At 68.8% G+C, this 20,107-nt stretch carries 15 protein-coding genes; 5 read left to right on the top strand and 10 right to left on the bottom strand.

What is annotated here, in order from left to right; genetic code table 11:
• Positions 1-454: 454 nt before the first annotated feature.
• Both QJS31_RS28905 and QJS31_RS28900 read right to left on the bottom strand, forming a co-directional pair.
• Positions 455-1,972, bottom strand: a complete 1,518-nt coding sequence (locus QJS31_RS28905) for a YfcC family protein (protein WP_306358185.1) — start codon at positions 1,970-1,972, stop codon at positions 455-457.
• Positions 1,969-3,330, bottom strand: coding sequence for a M20/M25/M40 family metallo-hydrolase (locus QJS31_RS28900; protein WP_282776745.1), 1,362 nt, complete (start codon positions 3,328-3,330; stop codon positions 1,969-1,971). Before QJS31_RS28900 ends, QJS31_RS28905 begins: the two co-directional genes overlap by 4 nt.
• A 139-nt stretch (positions 3,331-3,469) precedes the next feature.
• Between QJS31_RS28900 and QJS31_RS28895 the strand changes: the two genes are divergently transcribed.
• Entirely contained in the window at positions 3,470-4,462 is a 993-nt protein-coding gene (locus QJS31_RS28895; RefSeq protein ID WP_306358184.1) for an LLM class F420-dependent oxidoreductase, read from the top strand.
• Positions 4,463-4,476: 14 nt separating this feature from the next.
• Positions 4,477-6,015, top strand: a complete 1,539-nt coding sequence (locus QJS31_RS28890; RefSeq protein WP_306358183.1) for a serine hydrolase — start codon at positions 4,477-4,479, stop codon at positions 6,013-6,015.
• On the opposite strand, the gene QJS31_RS28885 is transcribed toward QJS31_RS28890, so the two are convergent.
• Positions 5,985-6,794, bottom strand: coding sequence for an SAM-dependent methyltransferase (locus QJS31_RS28885; RefSeq protein ID WP_282776741.1), 810 nt, complete (start codon positions 6,792-6,794; stop codon positions 5,985-5,987). The genes QJS31_RS28890 and QJS31_RS28885 overlap by 31 nt on opposite strands.
• Before the next feature lie 161 nt (positions 6,795-6,955).
• Here QJS31_RS28885 and QJS31_RS28880 point away from each other — a divergent pair, with 161 nt between their 5' ends.
• A complete protein-coding gene (locus QJS31_RS28880; RefSeq protein ID WP_306358182.1) occupies positions 6,956-9,103 on the top strand; it encodes a bifunctional diguanylate cyclase/phosphodiesterase in 2,148 nt (715 codons plus the stop codon).
• Positions 9,104-9,110: 7 nt separating this feature from the next.
• On the opposite strand, the gene QJS31_RS28875 is transcribed toward QJS31_RS28880, so the two are convergent.
• Both QJS31_RS28875 and QJS31_RS28870 read right to left on the bottom strand, forming a co-directional pair.
• Entirely contained in the window at positions 9,111-10,064 is a 954-nt protein-coding gene (locus QJS31_RS28875) for a DNA polymerase domain-containing protein (protein ID WP_282776737.1), read from the bottom strand.
• Positions 10,065-10,089: 25 nt separating this feature from the next.
• The gene (locus tag QJS31_RS28870) at positions 10,090-10,998 is read right to left on the bottom strand and encodes an AraC family transcriptional regulator (RefSeq protein WP_306358181.1); all 909 of its coding nucleotides are present in this window, start codon (positions 10,996-10,998) and stop codon (positions 10,090-10,092) included.
• 73 nt (positions 10,999-11,071) lie between these two features.
• Here QJS31_RS28870 and QJS31_RS28865 point away from each other — a divergent pair, with 73 nt between their 5' ends.
• Entirely contained in the window at positions 11,072-11,758 is a 687-nt protein-coding gene (locus QJS31_RS28865) for a class I SAM-dependent methyltransferase (protein ID WP_306358180.1), read from the top strand.
• A 68-nt stretch (positions 11,759-11,826) separates the two neighbouring features.
• Here QJS31_RS28865 and fadD32 read toward each other — a convergent pair whose 3' ends face one another.
• Positions 11,827-13,698, bottom strand: a complete 1,872-nt coding sequence (gene fadD32, locus QJS31_RS28860; protein WP_372341720.1) for a long-chain-fatty-acid--AMP ligase FadD32 — start codon at positions 13,696-13,698, stop codon at positions 11,827-11,829.
• A 102-nt stretch (positions 13,699-13,800) separates the two neighbouring features.
• Complete coding sequence (locus QJS31_RS28855) at positions 13,801-15,048, bottom strand: KasA/KasB family beta-ketoacyl-ACP synthase (protein ID WP_282776732.1); 1,248 nt, start codon at positions 15,046-15,048, stop codon at positions 13,801-13,803.
• 262 nt (positions 15,049-15,310) lie between these two features.
• Here QJS31_RS28855 and QJS31_RS28850 point away from each other — a divergent pair, with 262 nt between their 5' ends.
• Positions 15,311-16,651: an AarF/ABC1/UbiB kinase family protein gene (locus QJS31_RS28850; RefSeq protein ID WP_282776731.1), complete on the top strand. Its 1,341-nt coding sequence runs from the start codon at positions 15,311-15,313 to the stop codon at positions 16,649-16,651.
• Between the two features lie 49 nt (positions 16,652-16,700).
• Here QJS31_RS28850 and QJS31_RS28845 read toward each other — a convergent pair whose 3' ends face one another.
• From QJS31_RS28845 to QJS31_RS28835, 3 genes are all read right to left on the bottom strand, one after another.
• Positions 16,701-17,534: a DUF72 domain-containing protein gene (locus tag QJS31_RS28845; protein ID WP_306358179.1), complete on the bottom strand. Its 834-nt coding sequence runs from the start codon at positions 17,532-17,534 to the stop codon at positions 16,701-16,703.
• Between the two features lie 177 nt (positions 17,535-17,711).
• The gene (gene glpK, locus QJS31_RS28840) at positions 17,712-19,217 is read right to left on the bottom strand and encodes a glycerol kinase GlpK (RefSeq protein ID WP_282776728.1); all 1,506 of its coding nucleotides are present in this window, start codon (positions 19,215-19,217) and stop codon (positions 17,712-17,714) included.
• A 43-nt stretch (positions 19,218-19,260) separates the two neighbouring features.
• A complete protein-coding gene (locus tag QJS31_RS28835) occupies positions 19,261-20,025 on the bottom strand; it encodes an IclR family transcriptional regulator (RefSeq protein WP_282776726.1) in 765 nt (254 codons plus the stop codon).
• Positions 20,026-20,107: the final 82 nt, after the last annotated feature.

The raw sequence follows: 20,107 nt of genomic DNA, 5'->3' as shown, positions 1-20,107 counted from the left end.
TCCATCTCTTCGCCGGCGGGTGTCTACTGAGTTCACCCCGGATGGCCGGGAAAACCGAAACCCCCGAGCCGCACCACAACTCGGATCGCTGAGTGTGCCCACGCAGTACGGCGGTTCGGGGAACACGCGAAGTACCGGCCATCAGGGGCTCCATCACCCACACCACTCAGAGGTCGATGATGTTGGTAGCCACAGACAACCCGACGGCGTACGACGACTGCAATCGGGTGCTGATGCCCGTGGAGCGAGGCAGGCACCGCCGGGCCGGGAAGCATCGGAGGTGACCGAGATGGGGATGACGTACGAAGCTCCGCGCGCTGTCGAACTGGCGGACTGCGACCTGGACCCGGCCACGATCCGGACGTTCGAGGAGTCGACAGTGCTCGCGCTGCATCGGGATTGCGGTCCGGAGCGGTGTCGGCTCGCCGAGCGGTGGTCGGCGAACACCAGCGTCTCAGCCGATCCAGGCCCCCACCGCCAGGAACAGGCAGATGAGTACGAGCAGGATGCCCATGAGCGGACCCACGAACCGGACGTAGCGGTCGTAGCGCACCTTCGCCAGGGCGATGCCGCCGGTGACCACCGCCGTGGTGGGGGTGACCAGGTTGGCCCAGCCCGAGGCGGACTGCCAGGCGGTGACGACCAGGGAGCGGGGCACGTTCGCGAAGTCGGCGAGCGGGGCCATGATGGGCATGGCGAGGGTGGCGTGGCCCGAGGTGGAGGGGATCAGGAAGGCGAGGGGGACGTTCACCAGGAAGACGCCTACCGCGAAGAGGGCCGACGAGGTGCCGGTGACGACACCCTCGAGGGCATGTAGGACGGTGCTGGTGATCTGGGTGTTGTTCATGATCACCGTGACGCCGCGGGCGAGGACGATGACTATGCCCGCGCCGACGAAATCACCGAAGCCCTTGCCGATCTCCTCCGTCATGCGGGTTTCGCCGAGACCGCCGACCAGGCCGATCACCACCGCGCCCACCAGGAACAGGGCGGTGAGTTCCGGGAAGTACCAACCCAGTTCCCACGGGAACGGTGCGGCGTCCGGGCCGTTGATCACCTCGGCCCACGGGATGATGGAGAAGATCATGAAGACGAAGGTCAGCACCACCAGCCACAGCACGGCCTGCTGGCGGCGGGTCATCGGATCCGGTTCGTGGTCTTCGGCTTTCACCTCCCGGTCGCCGGGTTGCCAACCGGACCACGATTTCTCGGGGTCGCGCTGGACGCGGCGCGCGTACCAGAGCACGTAGCCGACGGTGACCGCGGTCAGCACCACCAGCATGACCAAGCGCAGCACGATGCCGTCACCGATGGGGATGCCCGCCGCCGAGGACGCGGTGCCGGTGGCGAACGGGTTCACCGTCGAGCACAGCACGCCGACGCCCGCACCGCAGATGATCGCGCCGACCGCGGTCATGCGGTCGTAGCCCAGGGCCAGCATGAGCGGCACCAGCAGGGCGTAGAAGCCGAGCGTCTCCTCCGCGAATCCCTCCACCGTGCCCGCCAGGGCGAAGACCACCATGATGCCGACGATCAGCAGGAAGGAACGCCGCCGCAGGGCGTAGGCCAGGCGGCCGATGCCAGCGTCGAGCGCGCCGGTGCCGAACGCGACGGTGATGAAGGCCCCGACCGCCAGCACGAACAGGAAGACCGCCGCCGCGCCGTAGAGCGCGCCCGACATATCGGGGCCGACCTGGCCGGTCGCATCGTCCTGCACGCCGTAGAGGCCGTTGATGGGAGCCAGGAACAGATCCCGCAGCCGGTCGCCGACACTCCGCGACTCGTCGAGGCGGTGATAGGTTCCGGCGACGGGGCGGCCGGTGTCGTCGTGGTCGTAGGTCCCCGGCGGAATCACGAAGGCCGCCAACCACACCAGGACCGTGACGCCCGCGAGAATCGTGTACGTGGAGGGGAATGTCCACGTGCGGTCGTGCTCCGGCGATGCGGGATCGGCGGTGGCGGTATCGCTCATCGGCCCGCCCGTTCGGCGAAGGCGCGGGCGAACAGTCGGAAGAACTCCGCCTCCGCCACCGCCACATTGCGCAGCTCGCTGAGCAGCACCCGCTCGTTGTAGCCGTGCATATTGCACTTGGCGTCCTCGACGCCCAGCATGAGCACCTCGGCGTGCGGCGCGGCCGCGGCCAGGGAGTTGGTGAGTGGAATCGAACCGCCCATGGCGGAATCCACCGCGTCGGTCCCCCACGCCTTCGCCATGGCCGCGCGCATGGCGGTGTAGGCGGGGCCGTCGGTTCCGGCCGCGAAACCGGTGCCCACATCGCCGCCGCTGACCGTCAGCGGGATGCCGAAGGGCCGGACCCGGCGCAGATGCTCGATCACCGCGCGCTGTCCCTCCGCCGGGTCCTGCTCCGGGTGCACGCGAACGTTCAGGTAGGCGCGGGCGTAGGGCACCACCGCCGACGCGGCGGTCTCCACGGCCGGGGCGTCGAGTCCGATCACGGTGATCGCCGGGCCGTACCAGATGCGCTCCCCGATGGGTCCGGTGCCGAGCAGCGGCATATCCGGCGTCATCCCGGTGATCTCGGCGAACTCGGTCTCGGTGTAGTCGGCTCCGGTCCAGGTGTCGCGGCGCAGTCCGGGCACCGCCACATTGCCGTCGGCGTCGTGCAGGGTCGCCAGTCCGGCCATGAGCGCCAGCAGGGCATCCGGTGCGGCCCCGCCGAATTGGCCCGAGTGCACGGGCGCGGCCAGCGTCCGCACCTCCACGAAGACATCGGCCACCCCGCGCAGCGCGGTCACCAGGGTCGGCGTGCCCGCCCGCAGATTGCCCGCATCGCAGATGAGCATGGCGTCGGCCTGGAACAGCTCGGGATGCGCGGCCGGATAGTCGTCGAAGTCGGAGCCGTACTCCTCCTGACCCTCGATCACCACGATCACGCCCACCGGCGGGGTGCCGCCATAGGCGCGCAGCGCGGCGATATGGGCGATCACATTGGCCTTGCAGTCGGCCGCGCCGCGTCCGTAGATCGCGCCGTCCCGCTCGGTCGGCCGGAACGGCGGGGTGTGCCACAGTTCCGCGTCACCCGGCGGCTGAACGTCGTAGTGCGCGTACAGCAGCACGGTCGGCGCGTCCTCGGGGGCGGGGATGCGGCCGTACACGACCGGGGCGGTGCGCGGCAGCTCGAGGACCCGAATGTCGCCGACTCCAGCTGATCGCAACTCCTCGGCAACAAAGTCGTGAGCGCGCTGCACATTCTCCCGCGGGTAGTCGGGGAAGGCGATGGAGGGAATCGATACGAGCCGCTCGAGCTTGGCTTTCAGCTCGGGCATGAGGGCGTCTACGGTGGCGGCGAGATCGGTGCGAGGCTCCACGATTCCTCATCGAACCACCCCGCAGGCAAATCTCAGCAAACCTATGGCGAGTTTTATGCAACGGAGATCGGAGCTCCGGCCTTGTAGCGTCGGAACGGCAGACTGGAACGACAGCGGATCACACACGAAGGAGATATCCGTGCGCTTCGGCATCTTCGTCCCGCAGGGCTGGCGGCTCGACCTGGTCGGCATCGACCCGGCCGAGCAGTGGGCGGTCATGCGCGATCTCGCGCGACGCGCGGACGCCAACCCGGATTGGGAGTCGATCTGGGTCTACGACCACTTCCACACCGTGCCGGTGCCCACCGAGGAGGCCACCCACGAGGCGTGGACGCTCATGTCGGCCTTCGCCGCGAGCACCGAGCGGGTGCGCCTGGGCCAGATGTGCACCGCCATGGCCTACCGCAATCCGGCCTACCTGGCCAAGGTCGCCGCCACCGTCGACCATGTGTCGGCGGGCCGGGTGGAGATGGGCATCGGCGCGGGCTGGTACGAACACGAGTGGCGCGCCTACGGGTACGGCTTCCCGCCCGCCGGTGAGCGACTGGGCCGCCTGCGCGAGGGCGTGGAGATCTTCCGGCAGGCGTGGAGCACCGGCGCGGCCACCCTGGACGGCAAGTACTACCAGGTGAACGGCGCGATCGTGCGGCCGCTGCCGATCCAGGAGGGCGGTATTCCGCTGTGGATCGCGGGCGGCGGGGAAAAGGTGACGCTGCGCATCGCGGCCCGGTACGCGCAATACACCAATTTCGCGGGCGAGCCGGAGCAATTCGCCCACAAGTCCGAACTGCTGCGCGGTCACTGCGCCGAGGTGGGCACCGATTTCGACGCCATCACCCGCTCCTCGAATTTCAATGTGGCCATCGGCGCGACCGAGGCGGAAGTGGAGGACCGGCTGGCGGCGCTCACCGCGCGCCTGACCCCATTTGTGGGGGCAGACAATGCGCAGCAGCAGGTCAACGATATGTTGCGGGGCACCGCCACCGTCGGCACCCCGGAACAGGTCGTCGAAAATCTGTCCCGCGTACGCGGACTCGGCCTCGGATATGCCATTCTCAATTTCCCGGAGGCGGCCTATGACACCTCCGGAATGGAGTTGTTCGAGCGCGAGGTGATCCCAGCGCTGCGCTGAGATCGGGAGAAGGTATGCGGAAACTCGCGGACACGGTGCGGATCTCGGGCTCGGCGGTTCTCGCCGTGATCGCGATGCTGCTGCTGCCGGCCCTGCCGCCGTCGGTCGCGGTGGCGTCGGCACAGACCGGGGAGGTCGATCCGGCCGAGATCGACCGGTTCCTGACGGACTATCTGGCGCGCACCGGACTACCGGGCGCGGCGGTCGCCCTCACCCACGGCGACCGGGTGGTGCACGTGGCGGGCTACGGCCGCGACTCCACCGGCGCGGCCATCACCGCCGACAGTCCGATGCCGGTGGCCTCGCTGAGCAAATCCTTTGCGGCGCTGGCCGTCATGCAGCTCGTCGAGGCGGGCCGGGTGGATCTGGACGCGCCCGTGCGGCGGTATCTGCCCGAGTTCGGCATGGCCGATCCGCGCGCCGAGTCGATCACGGTGCGGCAGCTGCTGAACCAGACCTCGGGCATGTCCGACCGCGCCTTCCCGGATCTCAAACGGCCCCAGGCGCATTCCCTCGCCGAGGCGGTCGATCGGCTGCACGGCGCGGCGCTGGCCGACGCACCCGGCACCGACTACCACTATCACAATCCGAACTACCAGGTCGCGGCGCGCCTGGTGGAGATGGTGAGCGGCCGGCCCTACGCGGAATACCTGCGCGAGCGGGTCTTCGGGCCGCTGGGCATGGACGCGAGCACCACCGTGGACCGACCGCGGGACGCCAACCTGCCGCGCGGCCACATCCGCCTGTACGGGAAGGCGATCGCGGTCCCCGAGATCGACTGGTTCGTGGGCGGCAGCCACGGCATCGTCACCACCGCGGCGGATCTGGCGCAGTGGCTCATCATGCAGAACAACGGCGGCCGCGGGGCCGGTGGCCAGCAACTGGTCTCCCCCGCCGCCGTCGAACTCATGCACACCCCGCCGCGCGGCTCCCACTACGCCATGGGCTGGCAGGTCGACGACGCCGAACCCGGACGGCTGTACCACACCGGGTCCTGGTTCACCTACACCGCAGAGCAGGTGCTGCTGCCCAAGACCGGGTACGGCATCGTGGTGCTGACCGATATGGGGATGGCGCTGGAGTCGGACCCGTCGATCATCGGCGACGGACTGGTCGACATCGCCCGGGGCGACCAGCCGACGGTGCGGCGACCGGCCGGAATCTACGCCGACTGGGGACTCGCGGCGGCCACCCTCGCCGTGGCGGTGCTGGCGGCTATCGCGGTCGCGCGCTCGCGCCGCTGGGCGCACCGGCAGCGCGAGATGTCCCTGCCCGGTTGGCTCATCGTGCTGCGGCAGCTGCCGTATCTGACGGCCGTGCCCGTACTGGCCTTCCTGCCCGGACTGGGCAGTTTCGTCTTCGCCGGACGGGTGGGCGGCTTCCAGCACGTGCTCTACGTGTTCCCGGCCGTGCTGGTCTTCCTGGCCGTCGCGGTGGCCGCCGGGGTCACGGTCATCACCGCGCGCGCCGTCCGCCTGTGGACCACCCGGCCCCGGCGGACGGACGGCGCGACGGGTTCGGCTCAGCCGTCCTTGCGGGCGACGCCGCCGTAGGCGCCCGAGCGCCACGGCTCCGCACCGACATCGGCCGGATTCTCCGGCCGCCACAGCGGCAGGTGCACCAGCCCGGGCTCGAGCTGCGTCCAGTCGCCGAAGTAGGTGACGATCTCGTCGCGGGTGCGCAGCGAGATCTCGGTGGAGGTGCGACCGGACAGCTTCTGCCCCTCCAGCACCTCCGCCGGCTGCCCGTCGGCGGTGGCGTGGGTGATGGCCACATAGCTGCCGGGGACACACGGCTTCAGCAGGCGCGCGACGGCACCGGCGGGATCCGCCTCGTCCGGGACGAAATGCAGCACGCCGAGCAGCAGCACCGCCACCGGCTTCGAGAAGTCGATGAGTTCGCCGACCACCGGATCGGTCAGGATCCGCTCCGGATCGGCGACATCGGCCTGAATGATCCCGGCATTCGGATTGCCGCCCAGAATAGCGATACTGTGCGCCACCGCGACCGGATCGATATCCACGTACACCACGCGCGCCTCGGGATTGCGGGCTTGGGCGACCTCGTGCACATTTCCGACGGTGGGAATGCCCGAACCCAGATCCAGGAATTGGGTGATGCCCTCGTCCACCAGGAAACGCACCAGGCGGCGCAGCAGATCCCGGTTCGCGCGCATGGTTTCGGCGATATTGGGAGTGAATGCTTCGATCTGGCGCGCCAATTCGCGATCGATCTCGAAATTGTGCATGCCGCCGACGAAGTAGTCGTATACGCGGGAGGCACTGGGACGATCCAGATCGATCCCCTCGGGAGCCCAACTCGGCCTGGTCATCGCGAACCCTTCTGACAGCGAAAAAGTAAACACATCGTTCGCCTCGTTCACACCATTCACCCGGAACGGTTGTGATTCGCCACGAACAATCAAGCGCCGCAATGGTATCCCAGCGGGAGGTGATTCGCCGCCGTACGACGGTAGGGCTACGATCGATCCCCATGGCGTGGGAAGCCGGGGGTGAGCGGTACTCGGGCGGCCCACACGCCGACCTCGTCGAGCAGTGGGTCGCCGCACTCACCCGTGGCACACGCGATCACGTGGTGCCGATGAGTCGTGCCGAGACCCGGACGCTGCTCACTCGATTCGCCCGCGAACTCGACGCCGCCGCGCGGGATCCGGCATCGGATCGGCGGATCGCGGAACTGGGCGCGGAACTGGCGCGGGCCCACTTCGTGGGTGACGAGGTGCTCGGGCGCAGTGTCGCCGTGCTCGAGGAGTACTTCGCCGAGATCGCCGACGACGTCCCCGCGGACCGGGTGGCCATGCTGCTGGCCGCCTTCACCACCGGCTACGTGCGCGCCTTCCGCGCCTGGCTGCTGGCCGAACAGGAGAGCGTGCGCGTCGCCGACATCACCGCGCGCCGACTCGTCGAACAACGATTACGCGAGAGCGAGGCCCGCTTCCGGGCGGTCTTCGCACAGGCCGGAATCGGCACCGGACTCTCCGATATGACCGGCCGCATCATCGAGGTCAACACCGCGTTCGCGCAGATGCTCGGCTACACCCCCGCCGAGATGCTGCGCCTGTCCGTCACCGATCTGGGGCACCCCAGCGACGATCCCGGCATGTGGAAGCTGTACTCGGGGGTGCTGCGCGGCGATCTGGACAATGTGCAGCTGGAGAAGTGCTATCCGCACAAGGACGGGCACGGGGTCTGGACCAATATCAATGTCTCGCTCATCCGCGACGAGCGCGGCGAACCGCAGTACACCCTCATTCTCGTGGAGGACATCTCCGAGCGGCGGGCGTTGCGCGAGCGGCTGCACTACCGCGCCAATCACGACCAGCTCACCGGACTGGCCAACCGCACCCGCTTCTTCGACGCCCTCACCACCGTGTTCGCCGACCCCGGCGTGCGCGTCGGGCTCTGCTACGTCGACCTCGACCACTTCAAGACCGTCAACGACACCTTCGGCCACGCGGTGGGCGACGAACTGCTCGCCCAGGCCGCCACCCGCCTCACCACCTGCGCCACCGGGCCCGGACAGCTGGTGGCCCGCATGGGTGGCGACGAATTCGTCATCCTGGTGCCGCACAGCGGCGGCGCGGACGAGGTCGCCAGCCTGGCCCGCTGCGTGCTGAAGGCCTTCTCCCGCCCCTTCCACGTGCACGGCTATCGGCTGTCGGTCACCGCCAGCGTCGGCGTCATGGAGGACCGCGCCGGACACACCACCGCCGAGGAACTGCTGCGCTCGGCCGACTCCAGCATGTACTGGGCCAAGGCCGCCGGGCGCGGCCGCTACGAGATCTTCGACGCCGCCCGCAGCCATCGCGAGCACACCCGCGTGGAACTCACCGCCGCCATGCCCGACGCCCTGGCGCGCGGGGAGTTCTTCCTCGACTACCAGCCCATCGTGGCACTGGACGGGTCGGGCATGGTGGCGGTGGAGGCGCTGGCCCGCTGGCGGCATCCCGAACTCGGCATCCTGCCGCCCGCCCGCTTCGTGGACCTGGCCGAGGACAACGGTCATATCGGCGCGCTGGGCTCGCTGGTGCTGCATCTGGCCATCGCGGACAGCCGGGTGTGGAGCGAGCGCTACCCGGCGCTCACGCCACTGGTGAGCGTGAACGTCTCGGCCACCGAGGTCTCCGATCCGGTCTGGCTGGACCTGGTGCAGCAGGCCATCGCGGACAGCGGACTGAAACCCGAACAGCTGCAACTGGAACTGACCGAACGCGCCTTCATGGCCACCACCGGACGGCCGCTGCACGCGCTGCGCACGCTGGCCGAATCCGGGGTCCGCATCGCCGTCGACGATTTCGGCACCGGCTATTCGAATTTGGCCTATCTCGGGCGGCTGCCGCTGCACACGGTCAAACTGGCAGGCCCGTTCGTGCGGCACCTGCGCACCCCCGATGCCATGGAGGCGGCGGATCTGCGCATCCTCGAGACGATCATCGCGCTGGCGCACGATCTCGGGTACACCGTCACGGCCGAGTGCGTGGAGACACGACATCAGGCCGACCAGCTGCGGGCGTTGGGTTGCGATACGGCGCAGGGGTGGTACTTCCACCATCCGATGCCCGCCGCGCGGATCACCGACCTGTTGGCCGAGGCGGAAGAGGCGGCGGCACACCAGCTCTGACCGGCGGCTAACTCTCCCGCTTCGCCCGAGCCCGGCGCTTGCCCTCGTGCATGGCCTGCACCCGTGCCACCGGAATGGTGTGCCCCTCCTCGAGCAGGTCGGCCGGAATTCGTTGCGGCGCGGGCATGTTCTCGGCCCACGGGTCGCGGTCGCCGAGGGTCTTCGGCACGGTGTGGATGGTGAAGTCGCGCGGATGGACGCTGCCGAGATCGGCCCAGTCCACCGGGAAGGACACCGTCGTGCCCGGACGGATGCGGGGGCTGTAGGTCGAGACGACCGTGGCACCGGCCGCCCGGGTGGAGTCCAGGAAGACCTTGCCGCCCCGGTCTTCTCGAATGAAGGCGGTAGTGGCCAATACCGGATCGAGGCGTTCGGCACGGGCGGCGATGGCCCGGGTGGCCGCGGCGGCGTCCTCGATGGGCAACCCCGGCTCGATCGGGACGAAGATGTGCACCCCCTTGGAGCCGCTGGTCTTCACGGCTCCCGCGAGCCCGTCGGCGGCGAGGGCGGCGCGCACGAGTTCGGCGGCCCGCACCACCACCGCGAAATCCTCGCCCGCCGGAGGATCCAGATCGAGGATCAGATGCGTCTGCCCCAGGCTGTGGTCCACCGGGACGAGGGTGGGGTGGTACTCCACCGCCCGCTGGTTGCCGAACCACAGCAGGGTGCGGATGTCGTCGCACAGCGCGTAGGTCACCTCGCGGTGGGCGCTGTCGGCCCACAGGGTCACCCGGTTGACGAAGTCCGGCGTGTACTTGGGCAGGTTCTTCTGCATGAACGGGTCCTGGCCCGGTCGCACCCGGACCACCGACAGCGGCCGGTCGTGCAACTGCCGGATGAGCCGGTCGGCCATGGCCTCGAGGTAGTCGATCAGGTCCCGCTTGGTCGCGTCCGCGCCGTCGAAGAGCGCGACGTCCAGGTTGGTCAGCCGCACGCCCCGCCGGGTCTCTTCGGTGCCCATCGCCTCACTGTAACGGCGACCACCGTCATGCGGCGGCCACCCGATCACGCCAGGCCCGCGGTGGCATGCCGTTCTCGCGGCGGAACACGCGGGTGAAGTAGCCGGGATCGGCGATGCCGACCCGGCGCGCCACCTCGGTGACGGACAGGTCCGGATCGGACAGCAGGCGGCGTGCCTCGCTCATCCGGCGCTCGGTGATCCAGTCCTGCACGGTGCGTCCGGTGCGGCGGCGGACCAGGGTGGTGAGGTAGGCGGGGGTCATGCCGACGACGCGGGCCACATCGCGCAGCGACAGCGGTTCGCCGAAGCGTTCCTCGATCACGTCGAAGACCTCGGCCAGCACGGTCTCACCGCTGCGGCGCAGCTCGCCCACCACATCGGCGGCCAGCCGCGCCATGTCCACCAGCAGCAGGGTCAGGTGAGCGGTGGCGGCCTGCCGGTAACCGGCTGGGCGGGTGGACAATTCCGTCTCGATGGCGGCGATCGCGCGCTCCCACGTCGGCTGTCGGTCCGCGGGGAGGCGCAGGCGCAGCAGGCCGCCGGGGCGGCCGTGCAGGAACGGGTAGAGCAGCGGGTGTCCCCGCCAGGCGGGCCAGGGCGCGCGGCCCTCGCCGCCCAGGATCGCCGGGTCGAAGAAGAGGCCGCGGGCGTCGGTGAAGGTGTGGGTGTCGGTGGTGTCGACCACCTCGCCCAGGCCGACCACGAAGATATCGCCCGCGCGCAGCTCGAACCGGCGACCGGCGGCGCGCAGCAGGCCGCCGTCGCGGATCACGTAGAGCAGCACCGGGAACTCGTGGATGTGGGCGTGACCGGGGGTGGGGCGCGTCGACCGGGTGAAGCGGGCGACCGACAGCGGGGGCATCGCCGGATCCGACCGGTAGCGGTACACCGGCACCCCCGCCGCGTAGCGGACCGGCAGCGCATGCTCGGACATGTGACGAAAGATAGTCCCATTACTGCCGAGAATCGACCAATTCACCAGAGCATCGAGGCCACACCATGGAGGCATGACGAAAAATAATCCCGCTTCGGATATCGATATCGTCCGTGCGATGGGCAACCGGCAGGACTATCTGCCCGCCGCCGGACGCAACGGCCTGCTGCCCTTCTACGATCTGCTGACCCGGGCACTCGGCGTCCCCGCGGTCCATCGCACCCTGATCGCGCGGGCGGGGCTGCGGCCGGGCACGCAGGTCGTCGAAATCGGCTGCGGCACCGGCAATCTCACCGTTCTCGCCAAGGACACCCACCCGGGCATCGAGATCACCGGCACCGATCCCGATCCCCTCGCGCTCGCCCGCGCCGAGCGGAAGACCAAGGGCCGCAGCGGGATCGACTTCCGGCACGCCTACGCCCAGGACCTCCCCTTCCCGGACGCCAGCGTCGACCACATGCTCTCCGCCTTCATGCTGCACCACCTCCCCGCCGACGTGAAGTCCGATGCGGCGGCCGAGGCACTGCGCATCCTGCGGCCGGGCGGACAGCTGCACATCGTCGACGTCGGCGGCCGCATGACCACCGCCGACGGCTTCATGGCCCGGCGCATGCTGAAGGGCGGTCACGTCACCGACAATCTCGGCGACGGCATTCCGCGCCTGCTGCGGACGGCCGGGTTCGACGCCGAGGAGATCAGCTGCACCGTCACCCGCCGCCTCGGACGCGTCACCTACTACCGGGCCACCCGCCCCGCATAGCGCACCCGCGACGCGAGAGAGGGGCGCGGGTCACCCCGCACCCCTCTGCTCACGACGACGCTCCGCGCTCAGTCCGCCTGGTCGGGGAAATCCTTCTGCTGGTATCCCCCGCGCAGCGTGCCTTCCACATACGCCGCTCGGCAGGCCCGCCGCGCGATCTTGCCGCTGGAGGTGCGGGGAATCGAGCCCGCGGGCACCAGCAGCAGATCGCGCACCGTCACGCCGTGGCGCTTGGCGATGGCGGCGCGCACCGCCTCGGCGATGGGCCGCGGATCCAATTTCGCCGCGCCCGTACCACGTTCGGCGACCACCACGAGCACCTCACCGGACTCGCCGGGGCCGGATTCGACCTCGGGCGGCAGCTGGTCGGCCGGAACCGAGAAGGCCGCGACGAAGCCCGGCCGCAGCGCGGTGCTGGCCTCCTGCGCGGTGTACTCCAGATCCTGCGGATAGTGGTTGCGGCCGTCCACGATGACCAGATCCTTGACGCGGCCGGTGATGTAGAGCTCGCCGTCGAGATAGGCGCCGAAATCCCCGGTGCGCATCCACTTCGCGCCCGGCGCGGTGCCCTCGGCGTGACTGCCCATGGGCTGGCGGGCGGTCAGGGTGTTGTGGAAGGTCGCGATCGACTCCTCCGGCCGACCCCAGTAGCCGATGCCCATGTTCTGGCCGTGCAGCCAGATCTCGCCGACCTCGCCGTCGGGGCGTTCCTTGCCGTTCTCCGGATCCACGATCACGGCCCATTGCGACAGCGCCACATAACCACAGGACACCTGGGCCACGGCGCTGTCGGCGTCCGGCTCGACCGGCGTCATGCGCCCGGCATTGAGCTCCCCGCGGTCGACGTAGACCACGCGGGCCTCGTCCTCGCGCTTGGTGGCCGAGACGAACAGGGTCGCCTCCGCCATGCCGTAGCAGGGCTTGATGGCCGTCCTGGGCAGGCCGTAGGGCGCGAAGGCGTCGTTGAACTTCTTCATCGACGCCACCGACACCGGTTCGCTGCCGTTGATCAGGCCGATCACATTCGACAGGTCCAGCTCCTCGCCCGGCTTGGGCAGTCCGCGCAGCGCGGCGTGCTCGTAGGCGAAATTCGGTGCCGCCGCGAAGATCTCGGCCCCGTCCTCTTGCGCCGCCAATTCCTTGATCCAGCGGTACGGGCGGCGCACGAAGGCGCTCGGCGACATGATGGTGATGAACTTGCCGCCGATGGTCGGCAGGATCACCGTCAGCAGCCCCATATCGTGGAACAGCGGCAGCCAGGTGACGCCGCGCGCGTTCGCCGTGATGCCGATGGCGTCGATCATCTGCAACAGGTTGGTCGCCACCGCCCGGTGGGTGATCTCCACGCCCGCGGGGGTGCGGGTGGAGCCGGAGGTGTACTGCAGGTAGGCGACGCTGTCGATGTCGAGTTCCGGGCGCACCCAGGTCTGGCCGACGGTGTCCGGAATCGCCTCCACGGCGAGGATGCGCGGCCGCTGCGGCGCGGGCAGGTGGCGGAACAGCTCCCGCACCCCCGCCGCCGCCGAACCGACCGTGAGGATGGCCGTGGGCTCGCAGTCGCCCAGCACCGCGTGCAGCCGATCCGAATGGCCCTGCTCATCCGGATCGAACAGGGGTACGGCGATATTCCCGGCGTAGACCGCGGCGAACATGCCGACGATGTAGTCCAGGCCCTGCGGGGCCAGGATCGCCACCCGGTCGCCCGGCCGCGTCACCTGTTGCAGCCGGGCCGCCACGGCCCGCAGCCGGACGCCGAACTGCCGCCAGGTGAGCTCGTGGTACTCGCCGTCGCGTTCCCGCGAATAGTCGATATAGCGGTAAGCGAGATCGTCCTGATTCGTCTCGCTGTGTTTGTCGACGACGTCGATCAGGGTCCAGTCGCCCGTGATCTTGATATTGCCGTGCTCGTCCAGATAGTCATCGAAGGTCTCGCCGATCATTCCCTATCCTTTTTCAACGCACTCCATCGTGCAGTGACACCGAACAAAGATCGACACACACCAAAGCTGGGAAACAGTAGCAGGTGTGGTGATCGGCGACACTCAGTACCGGCCGAATGCCAGCGCGACGTTGTGCCCGCCGAATCCGAAGGAGTTGTTGACCGCGTAGTCGATTCGCCCCGTTCGGGCCTGCCCGCGCACGACGTCGAGATCGATTTCCGGGTCCAAATTGTCCAAATTCAGCGTGGGTGGGATCACCTCGTCGCGAATGCTCATCACGGTGATGACCGATTCCAGCGCGCCCACCGCGCCGATGGAGTGCCCCAAAGCGGATTTCGGGGCGTACACCGAGGCGTGGTTGCCGATCGCCTTGTGGATGGCGTTGCACTCGGCGGTATCGCCGATGGGCGTGGCGGTGGCGTGCGCATTGATATGCGTGACATCGGTTTTCGTGATGCCCGCGGTCTCCAGCGCCCGGGTCATGGCCCGCGCCGCGCCGGTGCCCTCCGGATCGGGGGCCACCAGATGGAAACCGTCCGAGGTGATTCCGGCGCCCATGAGGCGGGCGTGGATGGTCGCACCGCGCGCCTTGGCGTGCTCCTCGGTCTCGATCACCATGAGCGCACCGGCCTCGCCGAAGACGAAACCGTCACGGTCCGCGTCGAACGGGCGCGAGGCCGACTTCGGGTCGTCGTTGCGGGTGCTCATGGCCCGCATCATGGTGAAGGCCGCGATGGGCAGGGCCTGGATGGACCCCTCCACGCCGCCGGTGACGACCATGTCGGCATCGCCCATGACGATCATGCGCCAGGCATTGGCGATCGCCTCCGACCCCGAGGAACAGGCCGAAACCGGGGTCGTCACACCGGCCTTCGCACCCAACTCCAGACCGACGCAGGCGGCGGGGCCATTGGGCATCACACACTGCACGGTCAGCGGGGACACCTTGCGGTAGCCGCCCTTGGACAGTTTGTCGCGGGCCACGATCAGCGACTCCGCGCCACCGAGACCGGTGCCGATGGAGACGCCGAGGCGGTTGGTGTCCACCTCGGGATTGCCGGCGTTTCGCCAGACCTCGCGGCCGAGGACCGTCGCCATCTGCTCGACGTAGGACAGCCGCCGCACCTCACCCGGAGTGAGGGAGGCACCGGGAGACACCTTCAGGTGGCCGCCGATGCGCACCGGCAACTCGAAATCGTCGATGAAGGAATCGTCGAGAACATCGATTCCGCTCTCGCCGCTCAACAGTCCCTTCCAGGTGGAATCGATATCACCCGCGATGGACGTGGTGGCCGCGAGGCTGGTGACGACGACATCGGGGAAGCCGTCCGCGCTCGTATAAGAACTCATCTGTCGCTCACTCTCCGTAACACGCCTGGTCAGTGGCCATAACGCCCCGCGCGCACGGGCGGCGGGAGCGGGAAAGCGGTGGTGCGGAAAAAGCTCGAAAACTACGGTCGCCGGAAGATTGCCCCACATTATCGGGCGTCGATCGAACCGGTCTCCCCGGCGACACGCACGTGAACCCTACACAACCCTCGCCTTGACGCCGCAGAACCCGTCTGGGACAGTGGCGACCAAGACGATCGGGTGTGGGTGTGAGGACGTGACTGTGGCCGGAACCAGACGCAAGGGGATCGCACGCGGGGCCAGACTGGCGGCCCTGCCGATGAGCATCATGGCCAAACGCGCCGCGGCCCTCGGTACCCGGATCATCACCGGGGCCGAGCGCGGCGAACTCGACGAGAAACTTATCGCCGAGGCCGCCGACCAGGTGTTCACCGTGCTCGGCGAACTCAAGGGCGGGGCCATGAAGGTCGGGCAGGCGCTGTCGGTCATGGAGGCCGCGGTACCGCCGCAATTCGCCGACCGCTATCGGGAGGCCCTGGTCAAACTCCAGGCCGAAGCACCGCCCATGCCGGAGGCGGACACCTACCGCATGCTGACCCAGCAGCTGGGCACGCGGTGGCGCGACCGCTTCCGCTCCTTCGATCCGAAACCCGTGGCGGCGGCCAGCATCGGACAGGTGCACCGGGCGGTGTGGTCCGATGGCCGCGATGTCGCGGTGAAGGTGCAGTACCCGCACGCCGAGGAGTCCCTGAAGGCGGATCTGGCGCTGCTGAAGATGTTCTCGTCGGTGTTCAACCTCATCCTGCCCGGGGCGGATGTGAAGGAACTGGTCGACGAGTTCATCGACCGCACCCACGACGAGCTCGACTACCGCATCGAATGCGACTATCAGCGGCGGTTCGCCAAGGCGCTGGGGCCGGACGATCCGAAGTTCTTCGTACCCAAGGTGGTCGCCTCCGCGCCCAAGGTCATGGTCACCGAGTGGATGGACGGGATGCCGCTGTCCAAGGTGATCACCGGGGGCGATCGGGAACAGCGCGACCGCGCCGGAATCCTGCTGTGGGAGTTGGCGGTATCGTCGCCCGCACGGTTCGGCATCCTGCACTGCGATCCGCACCCGGGCAACTTCCGGCTGCTCGAGGACGGGCGGCTGGGCATCATCGACTTCGGCGCGTGCACCGAAACACCCAACGGGCTACCGTCTTTCATCGGCGAGACCGCGCGCTACCTGCTGGCGGAGGACTTCGACAGGGCGGTCGACGTGGTACGCCGCTCCGGGTTCGTGAAGGAGGGCACCACCGTCGATATCGGCCCGCTGCAACGCACGCTGGGGCCGCTGGTGGCGCTGCTACGCGAGGAGGAGTTCCACATGACCCGGCAGGTGCTCCAGGATCAGGCGCAGCGCTCCATGGACGTGCGCAATATGTCGATCAACAACGCGCTGGCCTTCAAAGCGACACCGGAGTTTCCCGAGATGCCGATGATCGGGCGGGTGCTCGGCGGGGTGGCGGGCATCTGCGCGCAACTGGACACCACGGGGCCGTTCCTCGCCCTGGTGCGCGAATGGGTGCCGGGATTCGTCGAGACCGACGACGCGGCCTGAGACCGGGAGCGCAGACGCGGCTCATGGCTCATGGCTCATGGCTCATGGCTCAGAACAGCGTCATGGGGTCCGTCTGCTCGGGCTCGGGCAACGCGGGCAACTCGGGGACGCGGGTGCGTACCTCCTCGTGGAACGCCCGTGCCAGCGGTAGCGAACTCGCATTGTCGGGGGTGTGGATGAAGACCGTCGGAGATCGCCCCTCCCGCAACCACTCCGCCGTGACATCCACCCACGGCCGCCAACCGGCGACGGTGCGATCGTCGTCGTCGCGACCGTGGTAGCGCACGATCGGGAACTCGGTGAGCGCCGCGGTGCGGCGCGGCAGATTCGGCTTCTTCGACCGCGCCTCGTACTCGGCGGGACTGGTGGCGGGACCGTCGAAAAGTATTGCGGTGTCGAACGGTATCCACTCGGCGTCGACGGTCGCCAGCGCGCGCTCCAACTGCTGGGCGGCTCGCTCGTCGGTGAAGAACGCCGGATGCCGGACCTCCACCGCGCAGCGGCCGGGAAGGGTCCGCAGGAATCTCGCCAGTGTGCCGAGATCGCTCGGGCCGAACGAGCCCGGGAGCTGAACCCAGAGCGCGTGCAAACGTGGGCCGAGAGGTTCGACGGCGTCCAGGAAGGTCCGCAATTCCCGCTCGGCTCCGTGCAATCGGCGCTCGTGGGTGACGGTCTTGGGGAGTTTGAGGACGAAGCGGAAGTCGGGGGCGGTCTGCTCGGCCCACTGCTCCACCGACTTGCGGGCGGGGGTGGCGTAGAAGGTGGTGTTGCCCTCTACCGCGTTGCACCAGGTCGCATAGCTGTGGAGGCGGCGTGAGGGGGTGGGTTGGTGATCGCGCCAGGCCGGGTGGGTCCACATTGCGCATCCGACGTGCAGTTGCATGGACATGACGGTAGCGGGGGCTCTGACCGGGTCACGCATCGCGCAGGGCTTCCACCTGATACCGGTGCAGGCCCCGGCGTCCGATCATGCGGGCAGGTTCCGGTCACCGATCTCGATGAGCAGGCGATGTGACACCGAACCACAGATACTCAGACAAGAAATGTCCCATTCTTCGGCTCAGCTCTTGCCTCGAAACCATCCGAATGTCAGCTCGACGGCCCGCCGCCAGTTCTCGTATTCGGTTTCCCGCAATCCGGCTTCCATGGCGGGAATCCACTGCGCCGCTACTCGCCGATTGCTACGCAGACCTTCCAGATCCGGCCAGTACCCCACTGCCAGTCCGGCCGCGTAAGCAGCTCCGAGGGAGACGGTTTCGGCGACTATCGGCCGTTGCACGGGGATGTCGAGTACGTCGGCGATGATCTGCATGAGCAGGTTGTCGGAGGTCATTCCGCCTGCCACGCGCAGGGATTGGGCGTGCAGGCCGGAATCGGCGTTCATGGCCTCGACCACGTCGCGGGTCTGCCAGGCTGTCGCTTCCAGGACCGCTCGGGCGATGTGGCCCTTGGTGACGTAGGAGGTGAGGCCGATGAGCAGGCCGCGGGCGTCGCTGCGCCAGTGGGGTGCGTACAGGCCGGAGAAGGCGGGGACGAGGTAGCAGCCGCCGTTGTCTTCCACTGTGCGGGCGAGGGTTTCGATTTCGGGGGCGGAACCGATGAGGCCGATGTTGTCACGCACCCACTGGACCAGCGAGCCGGTGACGGCGATGGGGCCCTCCAGGGCGTACACCGGTTCCTTGCCGACCTGGTAGCCGATGGTCGTCAGCAGTCCGTGTTGCGAACGGATCAGCTCGCGGCCGGTGTTCATCATGAGGAAGCCGCCGGTGCCGTACGTGCATTCGGTCTCCCCGGGCGCGAAGCAGGTCTGGCCGAACAGGGCCGCGTGCTGGTCGCCCAGTGCCGCCGCTATGCTTATGCCCGGCAGCACTTTTCGAGCGGTGCCGAACGACCCGGTGGACGGTTCGATGCGCGGCAGCATCGCCTTCGGGATGTCGAAGAACCGCAGCAACTCGTCGTCCCAGGCCAGGGTGTCGAGATTCATGAGCAGGGTGCGGCCCGCGTTCGTGACGTCGGTGACGTGCTCGCCGCCGTCGACGCCGCCGGTCAGGTTCCAGATGAGCCAGGTCTCCATGGTGCCGAACAGCACCTCGCCGCGGTCGGCGCGGACGCGCAGGCCGGGCACCGTATCCAGCAGCCAGCGCAACCGGGGAGCGGCGAAGTAGGTCGCCAGCGGGAGGCCGCAGAGTTCCCGGACACGCTGCGCCCCGGGCATTTTCGAAAGCTCCCGCACCACCGGCTCGGTACGCACGTCCTGCCAGACGATGGCCCGGCCGATGGGCACCCCGGTGCGCCGGTCCCACACCACGGTGGTCTCGCGCTGATTCGCGATGCCGACGGCCGACACCTGGTCGATCTCGATACCCGAATTCCGCAGGGCGGCAGGCACTATGCGTTCGACATTGCGCCAGATCTCCTGCGCGTCCTGCTCCACCCAGCCGGGGCGCGGGTAGTGCTGGCGGTGCTCGCGCTGGGCCACTCCGGCCAGGCGGGCGCGCTGGTCGAACAGGATGCACCTGGTCGATGTGGTGCCCTGGTCGATGGCCAGCACATACCGTTGCGTCATTCCCGGCTCCCGAGGTTACGTTCGAATATCACTGGACCGAATATCACTGCGCCGCACCGAGATCCCGTGACACCGCATGCGCCGCGTCGCGGACGCGGTCGACCAGGGGGCGGCGCGGGTGCGACCGGGCGTCGCAGAGCCGGTCCACGGGGCCGGAGATGCCGATCGCGCCGACCACCAGGCCGCCGCGGGAACGGATGGGGGCCGCGATGCCCGCCTCGCCGGTGTGGAACTCCTCCATCTCACCCGCCCAGCCGGCGCGGCGCACCTCGGACAGGGCCCGGTTCAGCGTGCCGCGGTCGGTGATGGTGCGGTAGGTCGACGCGGTCAGGGTCGCACCGCGCAGACCGGCGGCCAACTCCGCGTCGTAGGCCAGCAGCACCTTGCCGAGGGCGGTGGCATGCGGCGGCAACGACTCCCCCACGGCCAACGCCTGTTCGGTGTTGTCGGGACGGAAGACGTGGTGCACGACCACCACCGCAGCGTGCTGGGGCGCGGCGATGCGCACCGCTTCCCCGGTGCGTGCCGCCAGGGCGTCGGCCCAGTTGATGGCGCGCGAACGCAGTTCGTTCGCGTCCAGGTAGCCGCCGCCGAGTTGGTCCAGCGCCGCGCCCAGGAAGTACTTGCCGGTCGCCGGGTCCTGGTCGACGAAGCCGACGCCCTGCAGGGTGCGCAGGATGCCGTGCGCCGTCGGCTTGGCCAGGCCGAGCGCCGCCGCGATCTCGCCGACGCCCATGCGTCCGGAGCCGCGCGCCAGCAGGCGGAGCACGGCGGCGGCGCGCTCGATGGACTGGATGGGACCCGGCACGTCACGAACCTATCCGTTCGGAATTCGCCGGACGGTAGCGACACCTGTGACCGAGCAGCCACCGAAACGTTCGACATTGTCG

The organism is Nocardia sp. CC213A, assembly GCF_030766805.1.
Lineage (GTDB): Bacteria > Actinomycetota > Actinomycetes > Mycobacteriales > Mycobacteriaceae > Nocardia > Nocardia otitidiscaviarum.
The sequence above is the reverse complement of the archived record's forward strand: the minus strand, read 5'-3'. Positions and strand labels throughout refer to the sequence as shown.